Genomic DNA, 21,374 nt, shown 5'->3' on the forward strand with positions numbered 1-21,374 from the left:
GGCTTAACTCCTGATCGCCCAAAACTGCATCTCCAACCCGGGAAATTCGCCCGCCACGTGGAAGGCAAAACCGCTTGCACCATCCAGCATTCCCCAGGCTTCGCTTTGTCGGCTGAGTTGGAAATAGGTATAGCCCGCGTGATAAGGCAACTCACGAGGGGCCACCGGTAACGGCTCCAAGGGCACACCCGGTAATTGCAGACTAATAAGGTCGCGAATACGCTCGACGCTGGCCACTTTGGTTTGCTGTAGAAACTGCTTACGCAGGCGCTCGCTAGGCATATCGGCGCGCACTGCCAAAATGAACTCGGCTGTTTCGAACAGGCTGGTATCCGAAAGCGGCGCCACCAGTAGGCCGAATTTCCGTGTCTGTATCTGAATGGCGATCGCGCGGGGTTCAAGCACGGTGGAGAGCGCTTGGCGCATCATCTGCATCAAGGGCCGGAATCCGCGCTCGGGATGCTCATGGTCATAAGCAGGGCACTCAGGCGGCAAACGCGACTCATCGGTAAACGTCACCAACTCACAAGCTATTTCGTGCATGGTGTCGTAAAGCCGTTCTGGGTGAACTTGCCCTAAACGCGCCAGATGCTGAAAACGCGGCTGAGCACGGTTCAGTAGCTGCAGCAGCATGAAATCCGTTACGTCGGCCACCCCTGCCTGATTGGGCGTCGACAGCCGCTGAGCAATATTACGCGCCCGTTCTCGCATCAAACCCGCCATCTCACCCACAAACCGCTGCAGGCTTGGCGCTGCTTGCACGTTCATTAAGGTGGGGATAAATTGCTCATCCAGTACCAAGCTGCCGTCGGGGCGACGCTCTAGAATGCGCGTAACGGCCAAGCAGGCATAACCACTGCGGTCTTCTTGCTCTAACAACAAGCGCGGTGAAACGCGCGCCACATCCAGGTCGGCCATATCACCGTCGCGGGAGTGCAGGTCGCGCACGCTGCGCGGCGAAAGGCGATAACGTGCGGGCAGTTCGTCATCGGGCCAGCGCACTTCCCCGACGCTATCCGTGGCTAGCGGCAAGCCTAAATAGACCACCTGGTTAGTAATGCCCGCATCAACAACTTCCAGTGCAGAAGGCTCTAAATCATCCTCAGGCAATTGGAAAGCAACGCCATCGGGCATGACGCCACTCGCCCGGCTAATCGCAATCCGGCCAAAGCTTAAAAACTCGTTGTTCAACTCCAGGGTCAAAAATCCGTACAGATAGTGACTAACCCCTTTAAGCCGCGTATCAATCAACCCTTCAAGGCTGCGCTGCTGCTGTTGAAAGTGCTGCGGCTTGATAAATAGCCCTTCACTCCATACCACGCGATTGCGACTGGCCATCACTCTTCCTTCCTTAGTTCTACTTCACTGTTGCGCAGATGAACCAGCAAGTGATAATTCTCTGAACTGGCCTTCACTTTGACGACTTTCTTCCACTCCGCCTCGTTTGGCTCAGCGTAGAACGCAATCAAACCGATATAGCGCGTGTCCTCTTCAATGGCGAAGGGTTCGTAGAATTTCCACTGGCCAGGTAGCAAGGTGAAGTCGTCATGGGTCAGATAGTTCGTGCCCAATGCCGCCTCCATATCCTCACTTAACTGATCCATGTCAGCCGCCATTAGCATGGAGTCATCTTTAAGCTGCAAAATTTGAAAGCGCAGCGGCGTCCCCTCGCCATCGATGTTTGGGTTCACATCGGGCTCTGCGACCATGCTTAAATCGACCAGCGTGGGCTGATCTTCTGGATAGCCAACCGGTATCGAGGGGTCTAGCATGACTTCCCAGGCTTTACCGGCTGCTTCACGGGTCGAGGCACAGCCCGTGATTGACAGCAGCACTAAAAGCACCCCAACAAGCCCGAGGCTCTTGGCCTTGCTCATGCGCCCTCCCGCTGCTGGCGACGAACAGACTGGTCATACGCCTGCTCGAAAACCTCCCAGAACAGTTTTTGGAAACCTAGCTGGCGGCCTGAGTTAAGCTCGTGGTAATAGTGGCGGTACATTTCCCAGGCCCAGCTGTTTTCATCTTCAATGCGGGTGCCTGCCCCCCGATAAGCATGGAAACGTTTGAGCAGCGCTTCAGGTGAAAAGGCATCCAAAATAGCGGTTAGGGCGTACTCAATGGCTTCCTCAACTGCCGCTTGGTGATGGCCTTGATGACGCAGGCACTCCCCCACTGCTTCGGGCGCCGAAAGGTGAACCGGGCTGCGCTGGGCCGAAAACATCGTCTCGACAGTGGCCTCGTACGCCTGGCCAAGGCGCAGGGGATTATCTTCGATAGGCTGTAAACGACGATCCCGGAGGGGGTATTTGCTATCGTTTTGGGTTTGCTGCAGAGCACGTAAGCCATTAATAGCAGCCCGTAACGTATGGCCCGCTTCTTCAAGAAACGCCTGCTGCTCTTCGCTATCACGGAAGGGAATGTCGATATCCAACCCCCTTAATAGCGGGTCGGCCCCCACATGGCCAAGGGAACGGCCACTAGGCTTTTGCCAGCGATCCTCTAACTGCTCGCCAACGGAACGTTCGAGGTCATCTATTGCCCGCTCATCCATGCTACTGCTCCTCTCTGTCTGGTTGCCTGCTGTATAGCCGTTTGGCGAATGACTACTTGGTGAATAACCGCTTGGTGAATAGCTGTCCGGTGAATGGCTGCCTAGCTTGCGTTTGATCGCGGGCATGCGAACAGCGCCTTCGCGCCGCTCTTGCTGGTCACGCCCCACACTTCCTTCAACGCGCCGCTCGGAGCCAAGCAACTCAGGCATCTCTTCAATGGATTCGGAAAGCTGAGCATTGGCAGCACGAGGGTCGAGAGCGGCCATTGGGTCTTCGTGCCCCACTCCACGCGCTACCCCGCCAAGAGCCTCCATGGGATCTTCTTTTTTTGCGGCTTCCGCACGTAGCGGCTGGTCTTCTTGAACCAACGGGCGGCCATACGCATCTACCGCCTCCTGCTCTTCATTGACTAACGAGGCCAGAGGTTGAGCACCGGGTTGAGTACTCTGCCGATCACCCAAATGCACTTTAAGACGGTACTCGCCGACTAGCACTTCATCGCCCTCGCTCAAAGCGACCTTACGGTTTCGCCCAATCGGCAGGGTGGCGCGATTGATAAAGGTGTGCCCGCTGCTATCAATCAGGCAGAACTTGCCGTCAATTTTGCTCACTTGGGCATGCTGCGGGCGAATTCGGCCGGCGTGATCGTGCAATAACCAGTCATCATCGGTTGAGCAGCCTAGGGTGCCGCCGACTTCATGAAAGACATGACTACTTGTCGAACGGCCTTCTAGGCGCTCACTATTGGCAATGACCAGCGTTACAGCGGAAATTGGGTTGGCGTTCATTGTTTAACCTGTCATCTGAATACGCACTCGGCGGCGTTTTGAGGCGCTGCCGGACTCGGGATTAACAAAGGTGGTCCAGCCGAGCTGGCAGGTGCCAGCATCGCCTAACCGCATCGGCTTTACGGCGCTGGGTAACAGCTCTAGCTCTAGGTCGTAGGCCAACGGCTCGCGCAGCACAAACTCAACCAAGGTGCGCAATGGAGCATGCTCCCTGCCATCGGGTAGGAAGTCGCGAAAACGCTCCAAAGTAAGACCAAATAAACCCAGCACAAATTTGCCGTTAACATCAGCAACGCGCTCACCGGCCACTACATCGCTGCCTAACGTCATTGCTGCCATACCGCTTCGGCTGCGTTGATCCATCGGAATCTGAACCCAGCGATGTACCCACTCTTCAATCTGCACATCATCAAGGTCAAAGCAGTGCCCTACGATGCTGCAGACGACCTCGGGTGAACGCGAACGGCCTGCCAGCAAACCGGCATAAGCCAGCATCTTGCTCCAGTTAATAGGCGTCTCAACGCGCAGGTCACTGTCCGCCAACCCCACCAAAGCAAAAATGGCCGCCGAAAATCCATCGCTAGCACCATCCTGATAGCGGATGTAGTGGCGATATTTACGCCAACTGCGGTGCACTAACGCCAGTAAGCGGTTATTGAAAAAGTCCAGGAAATCGCCTGCAACACCGTCGTGGTGGGCGGCCTCATGCGCTAATGTTTCAAGGTAATAGCTGGGCAGCGGCGACTGAGACCCCTGCAGACCCAAGAAGCTAACTTCCAGCTCATAATGGCCCTCAGGCTGAAAAGCCAGTGAGAGCACATCACTGCTGGGAAAGCCTAGTGACGCTGAAGCGCTATAGCGCACGCGCTCAAAAGCGGGCGCGCCTCGCTGAGCGCACTCTAGGTCATCGCCATGATGACGGTGCAGAAGCTCTACTAGCTGATAAAAATCGTAACGCCGCGCCTTTGCCATCAAAGGGGCAAGCGCTACATCAGAGGCTGTTGCCCCGACTGTAAGGTCCATTTGTAGCGCTCGTGATTTTGACGGTTAATAACATGCAGCTCATGAAACGAGTTGATGCTGGCGTACAAGGAGAAGAACCGCGCCAGCACACTGCCAAATAAATACAGACTCCCTTCGTCGCCAAAGGCATCTTGATCTAGCGTCATGACCGAACGCAGACCACGAATGGGCAGCCCTCTTTTCAGCCGATCAATGGGCTGGGTTTCAATGCTAACAATGCCTGCCAGCCGTTTTTGAGCCACTCGCTCGGCCTGCCTATCGACCAAGGCACGGAAATCGTAAGCACGCAGCACAGAACACAGCGCATCACGCTCCAGTAGCGATAAGTAGTTAAGCGATAGGTTAGAAATCAGTGTCCATAGCAAGCTGCCGTCCAGCGTGGGGCGCAACACTGGCGTGGGGCGGGTGATATTTTGAAACATGGCATAAGAGGGGCTCTCTTCCGTTGAGTAGCAAATATCGCCTACCGTCAAACGCTCAGGCAGCTCTCGGTTACTACACGTCAATCCGAGCGAGACGGTTTCGGACATGCCGATGTAGCTGCGCTCATCGCCACGCACAAAGGAGATGTCGTGATCAAATCCATCCCCGCGCAAGCTGTCGCGCACGCGAAGACGGTAGTAGGAGGCATCGTTGCCACGGTCTCTCTTGACTTGGTGTTGAAAGCTTTCAAAAGGCACGTACTCACGCGGCGTACCGCGCCCTTTACCGGTCTCGTTCTCTAACCAGCCTTCCACCTTATCGACGCTAAAAATTTCATAGTGGCCGGGAGATCGACTATTGGGGTGAATGCGGTATTCACTGCGCTCCCCGCTGACATCAACAGGCTCTGCATCGTGAGAGAACAGGTTGATCGCCGGCGAGCAATACAGAGCGAAATGCTCGTCTCTCACCCGTGCGTCGGTCGGTAACGTACGCTCAAACTCTAGGCGCAAAATAATTTTGTCTGCGGGAATGGCCGGCAAGTGTTGGCTCAGGGCTGTTACATCAAAGAAATGGAAAGCCTCTGGAAAACACAAGTATTCCTGCAGTATCCGATACCCTTGATACACATTCCTCGGGTAGGGCAGTAGTGCATGATGGCGATCAAAACCAACCGGCTGCAGCAACTGCTTGGGCAGAGGCAGCCGTTTGCCATCAATTTCCAGCTCTACGCGCGCTAGGTAGTGGCTCATCCACAGGTAAAGCGTGCGCGCTGTATAAGCGTCTCCACCCAGGTGCAGACGCAATGTATCAATCCCCATCGCGCTGAGGGGCTGATCACTATGTACATCAAGCGCCAACTCAACAATGGAGGCATCGCGTGTATGGCGTGCCTCAACCCCCGCATGTTCGAGCGGATAGAGCGTCACGTCATGACAAGTGCGGAACATGCAGGTAGTGCCATCCACTGGCTTACTGGCCAATTCCGTACCCCGCTCCAGGAGCTGATGGGTACTCAGCGCATGCCACGTAGGGGTAAATTGCACCACGGTCATGCTAGGCACCGGGCGCAAGTAGTTCGGCCATAGCATGCTGATCAGCGAATGGGTAAGTTCGGGGAACTCATCCTCCACTTTTTCGCGCATACGGCCAGTTAGAAAGGCAAAGCCTTCTAATAGACGTTCAACATCAGGATCGGTACTGCGCTCTGACAAGAAGCGACTCAGGCCGGGGTTGCCCTCCGCAAATTCTCGCCCTTGGCGCTTCAGAAAATTGAGCTCGTCCCGGTAATAGCGATTTAGCATTCGGGCCTCGCAAGCCTATCAGTTAAGACACTGATAGCGCTTATTATTGAGCAATAAGTCGATCGTGGCGTGGGCGTTATCTCGCCCTAACGCTACGGTGGCATGTACTTGAAAATGCAGTTGTAAGGGATCGCCATTATTGGGTAATGACTCAACTTCAACGTGCTGAACCCGCGGCTCAAAGCGTTCGATGCATTGCCGAATGGCGCGCTGGATATTCAGCTCTAAATCCAGCACGCCGATCGTTGCATCATTGAAGTCCAGCAACCCCAACTCAGGCTCACAGGCGCTATTGCCCGGATGACTGTTGAGCAACTCCACTAAGTGTCGTTTGATCGACTCAACAGTTTCCGCCAGCCTCTCATCCTCCCCATGCGCTAACGGCTGTTCAGGCATCGCAAGACGCTCAAACAGACGGCTACCTAGCAGGCTGCCATGGTTAATAGCCATGATGGAGAGGTTCCCTTATTCCTTGTCGAGACGCCCGACTAACGACAGCTCAAAGTTGGCACCCATGTACTTAAAGTGCGGGCGCACCGACATAGACACCTGGTACCAACCCGGATCGCCTTCGACATCCGACACCTGAATAGAGGCGGCACGCAGCGGGCGGCGGCTGCGTACATCGGAGGGCGGGTTCTCTTGGTCGGCCACGTATTGGCGGATCCAGGTATTCAGCTCACGCTCAAGGTCTTGACGCTCTTTCCATGAACCGATCTGTTCACGCTGGAGCACTTTAATGTAGTGAGCCAGGCGGTTGATGATGAACATATACGGCAGTTGAGTACCCAGCTTGTAGTTGGTCTCAGCGTCTTTGCCTTCGGGCGTGTTCGGAAATACCTTGGGCTTTTGTACGGAGTTAGCCGAGAAGAAAGCAGCGTTATCGCTGCCCTTACGCATCGTTAACGAAATAAAGCCTTCTTCGGCCATCTCGAACTCGCGGCGATCCGTTACCAGCACCTCTGTGGGGATTTTAGCCTGCAACTGGCCTAGCGCTTCGTAGGTATGGACAGGCAGGTTTTCAACCGCACCGCCGCTTTGAGGGCCAATAATGTTCGGGCACCAGCGGTATTTTGCAAAGCTGTCAGTCAAGCGCTCGGCCAGCAGGTACGCCGTATTACCCCAAAGATAATGGTCGTGATCTTCGCTGACGGTTTCACGATAGTTAAATGTCTTGATGGGGTTTTCGACCGGGTCGTAGGGCATCCGCAGCAAGAAACGAGGCGCCGTCAGACCTAAATAGCGCGCGTCTTCTGACTCGCGCAGACTACGCCAGCGCGCGTACTTGGGCCCTTCAAAGATGGCTTTAAAATCTTTGATATTGGGCAGCTCTTCAAAGCTATCGATGCCGAAGAAGGAAGGCGCCACCGCTGACAGGAACGGCGCATGGGCCATCGCCCCTACAGCAGCCGTGTGCTGCAGTAGTTTCATATCAGGGGTCGAGGGGGTGAAATCATAATGCCCGATAATCCCTGCTACCGGCTCACCGCCAAACTGACCATACCCGCCAGCATAAACGTGTTGGTAGAGCCCGCTTTGGGTAATTTCCGGGGCAAACTCAAAGTCATCCAGCAGTTCTTCTTTGGTGGCGTGAAGCACATCAAGCTTAATGTTTTCGCGGAAATCGGTGCGGTCGACCAACAGCTTCAAGCCACGCCACGCAGACTCCAGCTGCTGAAAGCTATTGTCGTGAAGAATCTCATCAACTTGCCGACTAATTTTCCGGTCAAGTTCAACGATCATGCTATCCACAACGGCTTTATTAACCTGCGGGGCAGCATTCTCGCCGCTTAACAGTTCGGAAATAAAAGCGGCAACGCCTTGCTTGGCAACGTCGTAGCCCTCATCCGCTGGCGCCATACGCGTCTGCGCCATCACTTGGTCAAGTAAAGAAACCTCTTCCTGGGCTTCCACCGTTTGGCTTTTCTTTTGCGCCGTATCACTCATAGAGATGCCTCGAATACAATCCGGTTACTGGACTAGCACGAAAATAAGAATGCTTAATCGTTACGATTAGGGTCAGAATCAAGCAGCTCTAGCTCCGCCAACAGCTGCTGACGCGTTTCGTCACTTTCGAGTAGCTTCTGCAAACGATCACGAAAAGCAGGTACGTTGCCCAGCGGCCCCTTCAATGCCACCAACGCCTCCCTTAATTCGACTAGCTTACGCAGCTCCGGTACCTGCCGAGCGATACTGTCGGGCGCAAAATCATGGAGTGATTTAAATTCCAAATTGACGGCCAAATCGCTTGCTTCACCCTCTTCTTGCAACCGATTGGGAACCGCAGCCTGCAAGCCAAGGTTCGCTTCGCGCATAACAGACTGGAAGTTATTCTTATCAACAGAAACAGCCTCACGCTCCTCAATGGAGGTATCTTCCTCGCCTCCCTTGAAGTCACCGACCACCAATAATTTCAACGGCAGTTCAGTCTCGGCCTGCTGATCACCTGTAGCGGGTACATACTTGATATTGATGCGCTCTTTCGGCGCGACCGTTCCTTGCTTAGCCATGGTTTTCGCCCGTAAAAATTAGAACATTTTCGATTCAAAGAAGAATGCTTATTAATTGCGGGAAAGTACCGGATTTACACCGAAAGTACCAAATGGCTCTAAGCAGGTATTGCGACAATCTGAGAGAAGAAGACTTTCAAGAAGACGTGTTTTACGACCTTTTTCGCGAATTTTAGCAGCACAATAAAAGAAGCTAATTAAAACTAATTCTTAAAAACCGCATTTGTAAGAGATCTCTTACAAAAACTGTCAGTGATTTCTTACAAAACGGAGAGCAAAATTCATACAAGAGAGGTGCTTAAATGGGCAGCGCCGTCATTTTTAGCGGCAAAAATATTGCTCCCATGGCCCTATTTCTGCTTAAAATTCCAAGAAAGGCTTTAGTCATAAAGCAAGGTAACGGTAGATGCAACCCAGCGTTACTAAGCGCTTGTAGATGTAACGAGCAAGCAAGCAAGTTCTTGCCCTGCCAGGCAATATCTTGCCCAGCACAGGCAACTTTTTGCCCCGCAGAAAGAAGCGCCCTACACAACAAACACATAACATATTGATATATAAAAAATTTAAAAACTTGGCCCTGAAGTTGCTCTATTGTCTTCGTCCACGTGACATTTCTTTAATTTTTCAGTCAAGGAGCAGACCATGCCAACACCATGTTATATCAGCATCGAAGGCCAAACTCAGGGCAACATCACAGCAGGCGCTTTTACCCCTGACTCCGTAGGCAACATCTACGTTGAGGGCCATGAAGACCAAATGCTGGTACAAGAATTTAAGCATGTCGTTACCGTACCCACTGATCCGCAGTCTGGTCAGCCATCCGGTCAGCGTGCACACAAGCCTTTTATCTTTACCGTTGCCCTGAACAAATCAGTACCGCTGATGTACAACGCACTAGCGTCTGGTGAAATGCTGCCCAACGTTGAGCTGAAGTGGTACCGCACCTCTGTTGAAGGTAAGCAGGAGCACTTCTTCACGACCACGCTGACCGATGCCACTATCGTTGACATCAACCTGCGTATGCCACACGCCCAAGACATCACCAAGTCTGAATTCACCCAGTTGATGGACGTGTCACTGGCTTACCGTAAAATTGATTGGGAACACACTGTTGCTGGCACCTCTGGTTCCGACGACTGGCGCGCCCCGATCGAAGGTTAAGCTGTTGCTAATAGCCTAGCCCTGGCCTGAAAAACAAGGCCTGAAAAACAAGGCCTGAAACAAGCGAAGCCCCTTCCACTTGGAAGGGGCTTCGTCGTTTCTGCTCTATTGCTGCAGGTGTTTCGCTATTGGTATTGCGCCAAGGCTCTGGGATTAAACAAACCGCCCCAAACCTACCGTTGAACGGAGACGATCCATCGTTACAACAGCTTCTTCCCGCGCCCGTTCGGCGCCTTTTTGCAACACAGCCTCAATGTGGGCCGGGTCTTCCATCAGCGCATTATAGCGTTCACGCGGCGCGCTCAAGTGTGCATTCAAGTACTCAAACACTTGATCCTTAGCCGCGCCCCAGCCAATACCGTTCACGTACTGCTCACGTAGACTAGCGGTCTCTTCAGGTGTCGCAAAAGCGGAGTAGATTTGAAACAGCGTGCAGGTGTCTGGATCTTTCGGCTCACCGGGCTCCAGCGAGTTGGTCTTAATCTTACGTACCAGCTTCTGCAGTTTTTTCTCAGCGGAAAAGAGCGGGATCGTATTATCGTAGCTTTTGGACATCTTGCGCCCATCCAAGCCATTCAACAGCTGTACTTTGTCGTCTACCACGGCCTCAGGGAGGGTAAAGTGCTGCCCTTTATAAAGATGGTTAAAGCGCCCGGCGATATCGCGCGCCATTTCAATATGCTGAATCTGATCGCGTCCTACCGGCACCTTGTTGGCGTTAAACATTAAAATATCCGCCGCCATCAGCACAGGGTAACCAAAAAGGCCCATCGTAATGCCTTTATCAGGATCCTGGTTTTCTGCCTCTTCGTTTTCAGCCACCGCTGCTTTGTAAGCATGGGCGCGATTCATCAAACCTTTGGCACATACGCAGGAGAGCATCCACATCAGCTCGGGAATTTCGCCAATATCAGACTGGCGATAGAAAATGGCGTTATCGGTATCCAGCCCTAGCGCAAGCCAAGTCGCGGCAATCTCCAGGCGAGACTGCTGCACCCGCTTAGGGTCTTGGCACTTGATGAGGGAGTGATAGTCAGCCAGAAAATAGAACGACTGCACGTTGGGATCCTGGCTTGCCTCAATGGCGGGCTTGATCGCTCCAACATAGTTGCCCAAATGGGGCGTGCCGGTGGTGTTGATACCGGTGAGGACGCGGGTTTTTGCGGTCTGGCTCATGGTTTTTAGGCTCATCATTGAACGTACATTGTCGTATGATACTTGTATGAACCTGGGGATGCGACAGGCAGAATTTGGTTTTACAATATCCGCAGAGAGTGGTGAGGATTTACAAGAGCATTATGCCGTTATCATTCTGAAAGAAATGCTCAATCGATGAAAAGAAAATAGGGGTCACTAAAGGCAAGCGGCTCTTCCTGATCATCATATACAGCTCCAAACGCGACGAAGCACTTTTCTCCATCAACAAGCAAAGGAAAATAAAAACACAGGAAGGCCTCCCCCTCACACTGATCTACGACCTTCCCAAGCCCTTTGATACTCTCCCAATTCATCTTTTCAATATAATTTTGGTCATAAGACTCACTACCCCAGTTTATTGTTTCGAGATTCTCCTCAACCGCTTTTGCGTAAGCCGACTCTGCATTCATATTGGCTTGCGCCACTATCCGGTAGTTACCTGCCAAATGCTCATTTATGATTGCTGACTGCATGCCGGCAGTCCCCAATAGCAGTGCCCCGGCTAGTAGCGCCATGACGATGACCAATGCAGCGCCTTTCTGACGATTTTGCAGAGTCATCAGTCGTCACCAAAATCGATATTTTCTGACAAACCCTCTAATGCTTGACGCATAGAGAACTCATAACCATATACTGACAGTAACTCCCAAACACTCAGGTCAGCATTAATACTATTGACATTATTGAATACAACAGAGCCATTGGAGATAACACTACCAACAAACTCAACGCCAGACATGCTTAAATTGACACTACCCGCTCCCCAGATAAGTCCTCGAAACAGTGCATTGGTATTATTGCCATTAAAATTAATTTCGCCACCAGCGACAATGGCGACATCAGTGACTGAGGAGTTATCATTCTGCTGTATTGAAATGTCTTGCTCTACTACGACCACCTTTCCACTAAGTTCAGTCACGTTTAACTTATTTATATTGCCATCGCAATAAAAGGCCTTTCCCGATAAAGACATGATGTCATTCTCGGCACAAGTAGCGATCACGCCGTCCAAATTTTTAATGTTATTGATATAACCCGTGTAGTAATCATGCGAGTCGCTTGATTGCGGAGAAGGGATAATCGATAGGTCTAAATTCGAGTTGACCGCTGATTCACTTACCAGGATATTTTCTGCTCCGCTCACGTCACCTCCCGCAATCACTGCATCGCCTTTCCCCTTCTGACTGGTAGGAGTATCAAAGAAGCTGGTATATATGCCCTGTCGCTCCATGACATGAAATACAATCGCCTCACCATTGTTCTCTAAGGGCAGTTCCACCCGGTAAAGCGGCGCATCACCCGGCACAAGTTCGCCTAACACGTGCTCGTCCTCATTACACTGGCTTGGCGAATCATGATTCGGTACATCTTTCAGAAAACTTACCAGCGGCTGCCCATTCTCTTCCTGATCCGCCACCGTACAGCTACAGGCATCCTGACTCTGTTCACACCGTAACGTATAGCGACCCGGCCCGCTTTGACGAATTTCACTGGTAAGCCTCTGGGCAATAAAAATCAGGTTCTCTTGCTTACGGCTTACCTTGTCAACATTTTGAAAGGTCTGAAAGGTCGTTAGAAACAGTTGGCCAGCCCCAAGGATAATGACCGTGCCGATCGCCAACGCCACCATCAACTCCACCAGTGTAAAGCCCTGCTGACGCTGCCTCATGGTGAGCTCTCGACCTTGGGAAGAAGAAAGAAGTAGCTAAATTGATCGTCATTGTTCTCGCCCAAGGCCACAGTCACGTCAATGCGACAATCACTTCCACTGTCATCTTTTGCAATATAGCTGTGGGAAGAAGAGGCTCCCCGTAGCGGTGTCGCATCACTATTTTGAAACCAATGTTCCTTCCATGCACTCTGCACGCCGGAGATGTCGACATCCTCGCAGGTCTGGCCTGTTTCGAGCGTGGCTAGCTGAGCCCAAAGCCGCTCCTGAGCATCCACAGCCGCAACACTTGCCACCGAACGCTGATAGCCTGCATTGGCACTTTGCAGTGCTTTAAGCTGCATGGCGGCAACGCCGACCAGGCCAATCGAGAGAACCACCAGTGCGATTAGCGCTTCCAATAAGCTAAAGCCGCGCTGAGAATTCATGATTCACTCTCCTTCCTGCGAAGGCTGTCCGATGTGCTAATCACCAGCGTTACAGAAGGAGCTGAAGCACTTTGATGGGTGGGGTTTAACGTCATTTCGCAGGGAGAGTCAGGACAGTTGGAAGTGGCAGCGTTGCCCACACTTTGAAAGCGTTGTCGCCTTAACTCACCAACAGGCATTGGGTAACCTTTCGCCACTCGAACTTAAGGTTATATCCTCTTCACAGCCATCATCTTGAACGGTGCTCGCAGTCAGTAGGTAGCCGTCACCGTTAATACTCTCAGCAATCTCATAATTTTTTTCGGGGGATAACTCGCTGATGGTGCAATCGCTATAGCTGTAAGAGCGCGTGTAACAGCGCTCAAGCTCTGAAGCGGCTTGCATAAGGCCTGCGTGGGCGTCGGTTCGCACTGATTTTTGCACGTAGCGGGTATAGCTGGGGTAGGCAATGGAGGCGACGATGCCGATGATCACCAGCACAATCATCAATTCAATGAGGGTGAAGCCGCGCTGGCCATTCAGTAAAGAACGGCCAGTCGAAAGATGAGAGGTATAAGACACGCGGCTTCGCTCCTGTATTAGTGGGCTCATACCGTTTTAGTATGTCGCAAACCAATACGCATTGCATTGCGAGGCCTATGGTTAGCTGCTGGCGATCACCTTTTCACGCAACTCCTTTGGCATAGAGAAAGTAATGGTCTCCTCGCGGCCCTGTAGCTCTTCAGGTAATGCAGCCCCCATGGTCTGCAACTTGGCAATCACACCTTTCACCAATACTTCAGGGGCACTGGCGCCTGCGGTGACGCCTACACGCGCTACGTTCTCAAGCCACTTGGGGTCGATCTGGTCAGCGTTATCGATCAAGTAGGCGGGCGTGCCCATGCGCTCAGAAAGTTCTCGCAAGCGGTTAGAGTTGGAGCTATTGGGGCTGCCCACCACCAGCAATAGATCGCTCTGGGCCGCTAGCTCACGTACTGCATCCTGACGGTTCTGCGTGGCGTAGCAAATATCGTCATTGCGTGGCCCCTGAATCTCGGCAAACTTATCGCGCAGCGCGTCGATCACCTTAGCGGTATCATCCATCGACAGCGTAGTTTGGGTCACGAAGGCCAGCTTTGAGGGATCATTCACCTCCAGCTTAGCGACGTCTTCTTCATCCTCTACCAAGTAGATACGCCCACCGTGGGAGGTGTCATAACGCCCCATAGTTCCCTCAACTTCCGGATGGCCTTCATGACCAATGAGAATGCACTCTTGACCACGCTTGGCGTAGCGCAATACTTCCAAGTGCACTTTGGTGACCAGCGGGCAGGTGGCGTCGAATACCTTCAAGCCCCGCCGCTCAGCATCGGCTTGCACCGCACGGGAAACGCCATGGGCGGAGAAAATGACGATGACATCGTCCGGCACTTCATCCAGTTCTTCAACAAACACTGCCCCACGAGCGCGCAGCGTTTCGACCACAAAGCGGTTATGCACAACCTCATGGCGCACGTAAATCGGCGGGCCAAACACATCCAACGCGCGATTAACGATATCAATCGCGCGATCCACACCGGCACAAAAACCACGCGGATTGGCTAACTTGATCTGTATGGGCTGTGCTTGCGTCGTTTGCATAGTAGCGCCTTGATGCGTAAGCGGCATCGCTTAGTGAATTAATGCGTTGTCACCGGTTTGACGTCGAGCACTTCGACCTCAAAGGTGAGAGTGCGGCCTGCTAACGGGTGATTGAAATCCACCTCGATACGATCACCGTCAATGGTTTTGACCACACCTGGCAATTCCGTTCCCGCTTTATCGGCAAACGACATTACCATACCAATTTCCGGGGCTTCATCGCCAAAATCTGCCCGCTTCAGGGTTTGAATATTTTGCGGGTTGTGCTGGCCGAATGCATGCTCAGGGGTTATCTGAAAGGTACCCTCCTGCCCCGCAGCCAAGCCTTTAATCGGATGCTCAAAACCGGGCGGCAAATTTCCGTCGCCAAACTCGAAGGTAGCCGGTGCTTTGTCTTTGGTGGAGTCCACCAAAGTGCCATCTTCCAGCTTTAAGGTGAAGTGTAGCGTCACCTCCATGCCTTCATCGATCAGATAGTCGCTCATTGCAGTTCTCAACGTTCGATTAATGGGAAGTCTTGGCCGCTTTTTTGCGCCGCCGCTCGCCCATAATGGATTCCCAGATTAAAGCGACCGCCCCCAGGGTAATCGCTATATCCGCCACGTTAAACGCCGGGTAGTACCACCCAGCGACGTGAAACGATAAAAAGTCGACCACATAGCCATGCACCAGGCGGTCGTAGAGATTCCCCAGCGCCCCGCCAATAATCAGCGGCAGCGCTATCGCCAATAACTTTTCATCGTGTTTGATGCGTGAAAGCCACACCGTCAACGCTACGCTGGCACCTACGGCAATCAACGCAAAGAACCAGCGCTGCCAGCCAGGATGTGTGGCTAAAAAGCTGAACGCCGCACCAGTGTTGTGCAGTAGCGTCAGGTTAAAGAACGGCAGTACTTCGACCGGTTGGGCGTAGCCTAACTGACTGCTGGCCACGTATTTGGTGATCAAATCCAAGGCAACTACTGCCACAGCCAGCCACAGCCAGCGCAGTGGCCGCTGCATCGTCGGCCGTGCGTTTGTATCCTTAGGTGCCTGCTGTTCATTAGGCATGCTTTTATCTTTACGCATAGTGGCGAATCTCACCACTGCCTTCGGGGAGGTTGCTGATACAGCGACCACATAGATCCGGATGATCAGCGTGAGTGCCGACATCCGGGCGATGGTGCCAGCAGCGCTCGCACTTGGTGTTGTCGCTGGCTTTGACTGAGACTTTCAGGCTATCAAGTTCCGTCGCTTCTGCATCGCCTGCATCAGTCTCACTTGCAGAAGACAAGGGCTTCAGCGTGACTTCGCTAGTTAGCATCACAAAGCGAAGTTCATCACCCAGTTTAGCCAGAGTCGCCTGCAGGTCATCGCTGACATACAGCGTGACTTCAGCTGCCAAGCTGCCTTTAATGACTTTGGCATTACGGGCATCTTCAAGACACTTGTTGACCGAGTGCTTGACTTCCAGCACTTGCTCCCAGAAAGCACGACCCAGTTCAGCATTTTCTTCCAGGCTGCCAAGGTTAGTGTAGTAAGTCTCCAGCAGCACGCTGTCGCCGCGCTTACCGGGGATGTTTTCGTGAATCTCCTCAGCGGTAAAGGAGAGAATCGGCGCAATCCAACGACTCAGCGCTTCCACCACGTGATAGAGCGCGGTTTGTGCACTGCGCCGCGCCAACGAATCGGTTTGCGTGGTGTACTGGCGGTCTTTAATCACATCCAGATAGAAGCCACCCAGTTCCCGGGCGCAGAAACCATGCACCTGTTGGTAAACATCCAGGAAGCGGTACTCTTCGTAGGCTTTTTCGATCCGCGCCTGCAATTGGTGGGCACGATCCACCACCCACTGATCCAGTGCCAGCATATCGTCAAACGCTACCTGGTTTTTCTCTGGATCAAACCCGTTAAGGTTCGACAGCAGGAAGCGAGCGGTGTTACGAATCCGCCGATACACATCAGAGGTGCGTTTCAAAATTTCGTCAGAAACGGCCATTTCGCCAGAGTAGTCGGTGGAGGCGACCCACAGGCGCAGAATATCGCCGCCCAGCTTGTCCATCACTTCCTGGGGCGCGACCACATTGCCCAGCGACTTGGACTGCTTGCGGCCCTGGGAATCGACGGTAAAGCCGTGGGTCAGCAGCTGACGATACGGCGGATGGCCATCAATCGCTGAACCGGTGAGCAGCGATGAGTGGAACCAACCACGGTGCTGGTCGGAGCCTTCCAGGTAGAGGTCCGCCCGCGGGCCGCTTTCGTGGCCATGGGGGTGCGAACCGCGAAGTACGTGGCGGTGGGTGGTGCCAGAGTCGAACCAGACATCCAGGGTATCGGTGACTTTATCGTAATCCGCCGCTTCGGCACCCAGCAGCTCTGCCGGGTCGAGTTTGAACCAGGCATCGATGCCTTCCAGCTCAACGCGCTTGGCCGCCTCTTCCATCAACCCAACGGTGCGCGGATGCAGCTCACCGGTTTGCTTGTGTAGGAAGAACGGGATCGGCACGCCCCAGTTACGCTGGCGCGAGATACACCAATCCGGGCGGTTGGCGATCATGCTGTGCAGGCGCGCCTGGCCCCAGGCAGGCGTAAACGCCGTGGCTTCGATACCTTCAAGGGCACGTTCACGCAGGGTTTTGCCATCTTTGCCTTTGATGTCCATTCCCACAAACCACTGCGCCGTGGCACGGTAGATCACCGGCGTTTTGTGGCGCCAGCAATGCATGTAGCTATGCTTGATCGGGATATGCGCCATCAGCGCACCCACTTCGCGCAGTTTTTCGACGATATGCGGGTTGGCCTTCCAAATCATCTGGCCGCCGAAGAACGGCAGGTCGTCAACGTAAACGCCATTTCCCTGCACCGGGTTGAGCATGTCATCAAACTCCATGCCATGCTCGCGGCAGGTGATAAAGTCATCCATACCGTAAGAGGGCGCGGAGTGAACGATACCGGTGCTACCCACCTCAGACTCGACGTACTCTGCCAGGTAGACTGGCGAGAGCCGATCGTAGAATGGGTGACGGAAATTGATCAGGTCGAGGTTTTTGCCCTGGGTCGTAGCAATTACCTTGCCTTGCAGGCCAAAGCGCTCCAGGCAGCTCTCCACCAACTCTTCCGCCAGCAGCAGCAAACGCTCGCCAGTATCGACCAGTGCATAGGTGAACTCAGGGTGAACGTTGAGCGCCTGGTTGGCCGGAATGGTCCACGGCGTGGTAGTCCAGATCACCACTGCCGCAGGCTTGGCCAGTTCGCTTAAGCCAAAGGCGGCGGCGAGCTTGTCGGCATCTTCTACCGGGAAAGCGACGTCGATGGCGTCGGATTTCTTATCAGCGTACTCGACTTCGGCTTCCGCCAGCGCCGAACCACAGTCAAAGCACCAGTTGACCGGCTTCAAACCTTTAAACACGTAACCCGCGTCGACCATCTCGGCCAAAGCACGAATCTCGCTCGCTTCGTTGGCGAAATCCATAGTGCGGTATGGGTGATCCCAATCGCCAATAATGCCCAAACGAACAAAGTCGGCCAGTTGTGTTTCAACTTGGGCGCCAGCGTATTCACGGCAAAGCTCACGGGCATGTTCCGGCGCCAGGTTCTTGCCGTGAGTGGTTTCTACTTTGTGCTCAATGGGCAAGCCGTGGCAGTCCCAGCCGGGCACATAAGGCGCATCAAAGCCGGCTAAATTCTTCGATTTAACGATAATATCTTTAAGGATCTTATTAACGGCGTGACCAATATGAATACTGCCGTTGGCGTAGGGAGGGCCATCGTGCAGCACAAACAGCGGCGCGCCCGCGCGCGCTTCCCGCAGGCGCTGGTAAATGTTCATATCCTGCCACTGGGAAACCCGCCCTGGTTCCTGCTTTGGCAGCATGCCGCGCATGGGGAAATCAGTTTCAGGCAAATTCAGCGTGTGCTTATAATCCATGGTCTGGTCAGCCGTTGTTAGCATCGGCGGCATCATCCGCCGAAGAAGAATCAGAAGAAATCGTATTTGAAGACATGGACTCACGCCCAAGCGGGGCCGAGGCCAGCGGAAGAGAATAGTCTTGCTCACCATCGTCTTGCTCAGCATCATGGTGCTGAGCACTGTCTTGCTCACCCATCGCTGCCATTAAATAGTGGCGAGCGCGGGCCTGGTCACGTTCAATTTGCGCTTTAAGTGCCTCAAGGTTGTCAAACTTCACCTCGCCCCGCAGGCGCGCGCAGGGAAACACCGTCATGCGTTGGCCGTAGAGATCACCTTTAAAATCCAGCAGGTGCACCTCCAGCGTTGGCCGTTCCGAACCCACCGTAGGGCGGAAGCCCACATTCGCCACTGCTGGGTAGCGCTCGCCATTTTCAAGCTCAGCCACCACCGCATAAACCCCACGCAGCGTTAATGGCTGGGGCATCAGCGGCAAATTGGCAGTCGGTACACCAATGGTGCGCCCCAACTGCTGGTCGCGCACCACTCGGCCATGTAACGAATAGGCGCGGCCCAGCAAACGCGCAGCAGCAGAAAAATTGCCGCTGGCAAGCAGCGTACGCACCCGAGAACTGGAAACCCGCTCGTCATCCACGGTAAAAGTACGCGTGTGCTCTACGCCAAACCCCTGTTCGCTCCCGACCTCCGCCAGCAGGGCAAAATCACCGCGGCGGTCGCAGCCGAAGCGAAAATCATCGCCCACGACCAAGTGCTTAACGCCTAGCCCATCAATCAACACCTGATCGATAAACTCACGCCCGGTAAGGCTGCGCAGCGCATCGTTAAACGGCAAGCAGAGAACCTGTTCAGTGCCAAAATCGCGGAGCAGCCGTACTTTCTCGCGCAACCGGGTTAAACGCGGTGGAGCTTGATCACCAGCAAAAAATTCACGCGGCTGGGGCTCGAACACCACCACTGTTAACGGCACACTCCAGCGCGCCGCATGCTCTCGGCACTGCTGCAGGATGGCTTGATGACCGCGATGCACCCCATCGAAATTACCGATGGTGGCAACGCAGCCACGATGAGCCGCTCTCAAGTTGTGCAGACCTCGAATGACGCGCATGGCACCTCAGCCGTTGGAGGACATAAAGCCTCTGATTATAACGAACCCACACCCCAGGATGCAGTGTTATGAGTGCATTTTTAAATGACGAACGCGCAAACCCAGTGCCGCCAGCCACGCAAAGTACAGCGAGCCGCCCAGTATCACTAGCCCGGTGACCCAGCTTATCCGTTGCCAAAGGCCAAACGCGAGCCAAGCCTGCCAGTCGGGCGCAATAAAATAGAGGGCCGCGCACATTAGCCCGCTGCCACCTAGTAACTGCACCGAATAGCGCTTCCAGCCCGGCTGAAAGACCAACACTCCCTGCTTATGCAGTAAGTAACCCAGCAGGCCCGCGTTCAAGAACGCAGAAAGCGCGGTGGCTAACGCCAATCCGGCATGGGCCAGCGGCCAAATCAGCAGTAGGTTAAACACCATATTAGCGACCATGGCGATAATGCCTACCTTCACCGGGGTTTTGGTGTCTTGGCGAGCAAAAAATCCCGGTGCCAATACTTTGATCAGCATAAAGGCTACCAAACCAAAGGCATAAGCACGCAGACTCATGGCCGCCATCTGGATGTCGTTGTCGGTCATCGCTCCGTAATGAAACAGCGTGATTAACAGCGGCTCGGCAAGCACCGCCAGCGCCAGTGCCGCGGGCAAGCCTAACAGCAATACAATGCGGATCGCCCAATCAAGCATCGCAGCAAAGTGCTCCTTGGACTGGTCAGCATGGCGTTTAGAGAGTGCTGGTAAAATCACCGTCCCAATGGCCACCCCAAACACGCCCAGCGGCAGTTCCACTAAACGATCCGAGTAGTAAAGCCACGACACGCTGCCCGCCGCCAGCAATGACGCCAAAACGGTATCCAACAGCAGGTTAATTTGCGATACCGATACCCCAAACAGCGCAGGCCCCATGAGTTTCAGTATGCGGCGCACGCCCTCATGAGCAAAATTAGGCCAGGGAGTAGGCATCAATCCCAAGCGCAGTAAAAACGGCACCTGAAAAACCAACTGGGCCGCTCCGGCGATCAACACGCCCCAGGCGAGCGCCATGGCGGGCTCTTCCATTAGCGGCATTAAAAACAGCGCCGCACCAATCAGCGAAAGGTTAAGCAGCACCGGGGTAAACGCGGGAACCGCAAAGCGATTCCAGGTATTCAGTACGCTACCGGAAAACGCGGTGAGCGAAATCAGCAGTAAATAGGGAAAGGTTAAGCGCAGCATATCCGCGGTCAGCGCCAGCTTGTCCGGCTCACTGCCAAACCCAGGGGCAAATACCCAAATCAGCCACGGCGCACAGAGCATCGCCACGGCGGTAATTAGCGCCAGCACCGCCGTTAAGCTACCAGCAGTGGCATTCAGCAGCGCGCGTATCTCCTCCCGACTACGCTGGGTGGAGTACTCTGAGAGCACGGGTACGAAAGCCTGGTTGAAAGCCCCTTCGGCAAATAGACGGCGCAGAAAGTTAGGGATCTTAAACGCCACGAAAAACGCATCAGCGCCATCCCCTGCCCCTAAGAAGGTAGCGATAACCACATCACGCGCCAGCCCCATCACCCTCGACAGCATGGTCATGGCACTGACTACAAGCCCCGAGCGCATTAGCCCGCGACGCACGACTGTGGTGCCTGAGGATGTGTTGGGTGCTTTCTTCGCTGTCATAAGCTATCCAGAAAAATCATCTAGAAAAATCATCCAG

At 53.8% G+C, this 21,374-nt stretch carries 20 protein-coding genes; 1 reads left to right on the top strand and 19 read right to left on the bottom strand.

Going from position 1 to position 21,374, the window contains the following annotated elements:
- Positions 1 to 3: 3 nt before the first annotated feature.
- From tssK to tssB, 8 genes are read right to left on the bottom strand one after another with little or no spacing between them, the layout of a single operon-like run.
- Positions 4 to 1,338: a type VI secretion system baseplate subunit TssK gene (gene tssK, locus ACW17M_RS16395; protein WP_041159246.1), complete on the bottom strand. Its 1,335-nt coding sequence runs from the start codon at positions 1,336 to 1,338 to the stop codon at positions 4 to 6.
- On the bottom strand, positions 1,338 to 1,877 hold the full coding sequence (gene tssJ / locus ACW17M_RS16400) for a type VI secretion system lipoprotein TssJ (RefSeq protein ID WP_009287538.1): 540 nt from the start codon (positions 1,875 to 1,877) through the stop codon (positions 1,338 to 1,340). Before tssJ ends, tssK begins: the two co-directional genes overlap by 1 nt.
- On the bottom strand, positions 1,874 to 3,340 hold the full coding sequence (gene tagH / locus ACW17M_RS16405; RefSeq protein ID WP_161463693.1) for a type VI secretion system-associated FHA domain protein TagH: 1,467 nt from the start codon (positions 3,338 to 3,340) through the stop codon (positions 1,874 to 1,876). The genes tssJ and tagH overlap by 4 nt, the downstream gene beginning before the upstream one ends.
- A gap of 3 nt (positions 3,341 to 3,343) precedes the next feature.
- Positions 3,344 to 4,363, bottom strand: a complete 1,020-nt coding sequence (tssG, locus tag ACW17M_RS16410; RefSeq protein ID WP_027956916.1) for a type VI secretion system baseplate subunit TssG — start codon at positions 4,361 to 4,363, stop codon at positions 3,344 to 3,346.
- Entirely contained in the window at positions 4,327 to 6,090 is a 1,764-nt protein-coding gene (gene tssF, locus ACW17M_RS16415) for a type VI secretion system baseplate subunit TssF (RefSeq protein WP_022521992.1), read from the bottom strand. The genes tssG and tssF overlap by 37 nt, the downstream gene beginning before the upstream one ends.
- 18 nt (positions 6,091 to 6,108) lie before the next feature.
- Positions 6,109 to 6,540, bottom strand: a complete 432-nt coding sequence (gene tssE / locus ACW17M_RS16420; protein WP_022521991.1) for a type VI secretion system baseplate subunit TssE — start codon at positions 6,538 to 6,540, stop codon at positions 6,109 to 6,111.
- A gap of 15 nt (positions 6,541 to 6,555) precedes the next feature.
- Positions 6,556 to 8,037 (bottom strand): type VI secretion system contractile sheath large subunit, encoded by a 1,482-nt coding sequence (gene tssC / locus ACW17M_RS16425; RefSeq protein ID WP_009287536.1) that lies wholly within the window; start codon positions 8,035 to 8,037, stop codon positions 6,556 to 6,558.
- A gap of 53 nt (positions 8,038 to 8,090) precedes the next feature.
- Entirely contained in the window at positions 8,091 to 8,600 is a 510-nt protein-coding gene (tssB, locus tag ACW17M_RS16430) for a type VI secretion system contractile sheath small subunit (protein ID WP_009287535.1), read from the bottom strand.
- Between the two features lie 642 nt (positions 8,601 to 9,242).
- On the opposite strand from tssB, the gene ACW17M_RS16435 reads away from it, so the two are divergent.
- Positions 9,243 to 9,761 carry an Hcp family type VI secretion system effector gene (locus ACW17M_RS16435; protein WP_009287534.1) on the top strand — a complete coding sequence of 173 codons (519 nt, stop codon included), beginning with the start codon at positions 9,243 to 9,245 and terminating at the stop codon, positions 9,759 to 9,761.
- A gap of 153 nt (positions 9,762 to 9,914) precedes the next feature.
- On the opposite strand, the gene ACW17M_RS16440 is transcribed toward ACW17M_RS16435, so the two are convergent.
- The 11 genes from ACW17M_RS16440 to murJ all read right to left on the bottom strand — a co-directional run bounded on the left by ACW17M_RS16440 (position 9,915) and on the right by murJ (position 21,337).
- Entirely contained in the window at positions 9,915 to 10,937 is a 1,023-nt protein-coding gene (locus ACW17M_RS16440) for a tryptophan--tRNA ligase (RefSeq protein WP_022521989.1), read from the bottom strand.
- Between the two features lie 149 nt (positions 10,938 to 11,086).
- Positions 11,087 to 11,518, bottom strand: coding sequence for a hypothetical protein (locus tag ACW17M_RS16445; protein ID WP_138799426.1), 432 nt, complete (start codon positions 11,516 to 11,518; stop codon positions 11,087 to 11,089).
- On the bottom strand, positions 11,518 to 12,627 hold the full coding sequence (locus tag ACW17M_RS16450) for a PilW family protein (protein ID WP_457547780.1): 1,110 nt from the start codon (positions 12,625 to 12,627) through the stop codon (positions 11,518 to 11,520). Before ACW17M_RS16450 ends, ACW17M_RS16445 begins: the two co-directional genes overlap by 1 nt.
- Positions 12,624 to 13,055 (bottom strand): type IV pilus modification protein PilV, encoded by a 432-nt coding sequence (gene pilV, locus ACW17M_RS16455; RefSeq protein WP_457547781.1) that lies wholly within the window; start codon positions 13,053 to 13,055, stop codon positions 12,624 to 12,626. Before pilV ends, ACW17M_RS16450 begins: the two co-directional genes overlap by 4 nt.
- A gap of 165 nt (positions 13,056 to 13,220) precedes the next feature.
- Positions 13,221 to 13,616 carry a type IV pilin protein gene (locus ACW17M_RS16460; RefSeq protein ID WP_317890281.1) on the bottom strand — a complete coding sequence of 132 codons (396 nt, stop codon included), beginning with the start codon at positions 13,614 to 13,616 and terminating at the stop codon, positions 13,221 to 13,223.
- 81 nt (positions 13,617 to 13,697) lie between these two features.
- The gene (gene ispH, locus ACW17M_RS16465) at positions 13,698 to 14,702 is read right to left on the bottom strand and encodes a 4-hydroxy-3-methylbut-2-enyl diphosphate reductase (RefSeq protein ID WP_009287532.1); all 1,005 of its coding nucleotides are present in this window, start codon (positions 14,700 to 14,702) and stop codon (positions 13,698 to 13,700) included.
- 11 nt (positions 14,703 to 14,713) lie between these two features.
- Complete coding sequence (gene fkpB, locus ACW17M_RS16470; protein WP_022521982.1) at positions 14,714 to 15,160, bottom strand: FKBP-type peptidyl-prolyl cis-trans isomerase; 447 nt, start codon at positions 15,158 to 15,160, stop codon at positions 14,714 to 14,716.
- A 19-nt stretch (positions 15,161 to 15,179) separates the two neighbouring features.
- Positions 15,180 to 15,725, bottom strand: coding sequence for a signal peptidase II (gene lspA / locus ACW17M_RS16475; protein WP_027956922.1), 546 nt, complete (start codon positions 15,723 to 15,725; stop codon positions 15,180 to 15,182).
- Positions 15,726 to 15,735: 10 nt separating this feature from the next.
- Complete coding sequence (gene ileS, locus ACW17M_RS16480) at positions 15,736 to 18,606, bottom strand: isoleucine--tRNA ligase (RefSeq protein ID WP_035538132.1); 2,871 nt, start codon at positions 18,604 to 18,606, stop codon at positions 15,736 to 15,738.
- Positions 18,590 to 19,687 carry a bifunctional riboflavin kinase/FAD synthetase gene (ribF, locus tag ACW17M_RS16485; RefSeq protein ID WP_457547782.1) on the bottom strand — a complete coding sequence of 366 codons (1,098 nt, stop codon included), beginning with the start codon at positions 19,685 to 19,687 and terminating at the stop codon, positions 18,590 to 18,592. Before ribF ends, ileS begins: the two co-directional genes overlap by 17 nt.
- Positions 19,688 to 19,753: 66 nt before the next feature.
- Complete coding sequence (gene murJ, locus ACW17M_RS16490; RefSeq protein ID WP_457547783.1) at positions 19,754 to 21,337, bottom strand: murein biosynthesis integral membrane protein MurJ; 1,584 nt, start codon at positions 21,335 to 21,337, stop codon at positions 19,754 to 19,756.
- Positions 21,338 to 21,374: the final 37 nt, after the last annotated feature.

The organism is Vreelandella sp. 2A-K22 (genome assembly GCF_054065485.1).

Bases quoted from the DNA above. Each gene is read 5' to 3' on its own strand.
- tssJ (WP_009287538.1), bottom strand. From the start codon at position 1,877: ATGAGCAAGGCCAAGAGCCTCGGGCTTGTTGGGGTGCTTTTAGTGCTG.
- tssE (WP_022521991.1), bottom strand. From the start codon at position 6,540: ATGGCTATTAACCATGGCAGCCTGCTAGGTAGCCGTCTGTTTGAGCGT.
- murJ (WP_457547783.1), bottom strand. From the start codon at position 21,337: ATGACAGCGAAGAAAGCACCCAACACATCCTCAGGCACCACAGTCGTG.
- tssC (WP_009287536.1), bottom strand. From the start codon at position 8,037: ATGAGTGATACGGCGCAAAAGAAAAGCCAAACGGTGGAAGCCCAGGAA.
- ACW17M_RS16450 (WP_457547780.1), bottom strand. From the start codon at position 12,627: ATGAGGCAGCGTCAGCAGGGCTTTACACTGGTGGAGTTGATGGTGGCG.
- tssF (WP_022521992.1), bottom strand. From the start codon at position 6,090: ATGCTAAATCGCTATTACCGGGACGAGCTCAATTTTCTGAAGCGCCAA.
- ribF (WP_457547782.1), bottom strand. From the start codon at position 19,687: ATGCGCGTCATTCGAGGTCTGCACAACTTGAGAGCGGCTCATCGTGGC.
- ACW17M_RS16435 (WP_009287534.1), top strand. From the start codon at position 9,243: ATGCCAACACCATGTTATATCAGCATCGAAGGCCAAACTCAGGGCAAC.
- pilV (WP_457547781.1), bottom strand. From the start codon at position 13,055: ATGAATTCTCAGCGCGGCTTTAGCTTATTGGAAGCGCTAATCGCACTG.
- ileS (WP_035538132.1), bottom strand. From the start codon at position 18,606: ATGCTAACAACGGCTGACCAGACCATGGATTATAAGCACACGCTGAAT.
- tssB (WP_009287535.1), bottom strand. From the start codon at position 8,600: ATGGCTAAGCAAGGAACGGTCGCGCCGAAAGAGCGCATCAATATCAAG.
- tssG (WP_027956916.1), bottom strand. From the start codon at position 4,363: ATGGACCTTACAGTCGGGGCAACAGCCTCTGATGTAGCGCTTGCCCCT.
- ACW17M_RS16440 (WP_022521989.1), bottom strand. From the start codon at position 10,937: ATGAGCCAGACCGCAAAAACCCGCGTCCTCACCGGTATCAACACCACC.
- lspA (WP_027956922.1), bottom strand. From the start codon at position 15,725: ATGCCTAATGAACAGCAGGCACCTAAGGATACAAACGCACGGCCGACG.
- fkpB (WP_022521982.1), bottom strand. From the start codon at position 15,160: ATGAGCGACTATCTGATCGATGAAGGCATGGAGGTGACGCTACACTTC.
- ispH (WP_009287532.1), bottom strand. From the start codon at position 14,702: ATGCCGCTTACGCATCAAGGCGCTACTATGCAAACGACGCAAGCACAG.
- ACW17M_RS16445 (WP_138799426.1), bottom strand. From the start codon at position 11,518: ATGACTCTGCAAAATCGTCAGAAAGGCGCTGCATTGGTCATCGTCATG.
- tssK (WP_041159246.1), bottom strand. From the start codon at position 1,338: ATGGCCAGTCGCAATCGCGTGGTATGGAGTGAAGGGCTATTTATCAAG.
- tagH (WP_161463693.1), bottom strand. From the start codon at position 3,340: ATGAACGCCAACCCAATTTCCGCTGTAACGCTGGTCATTGCCAATAGT.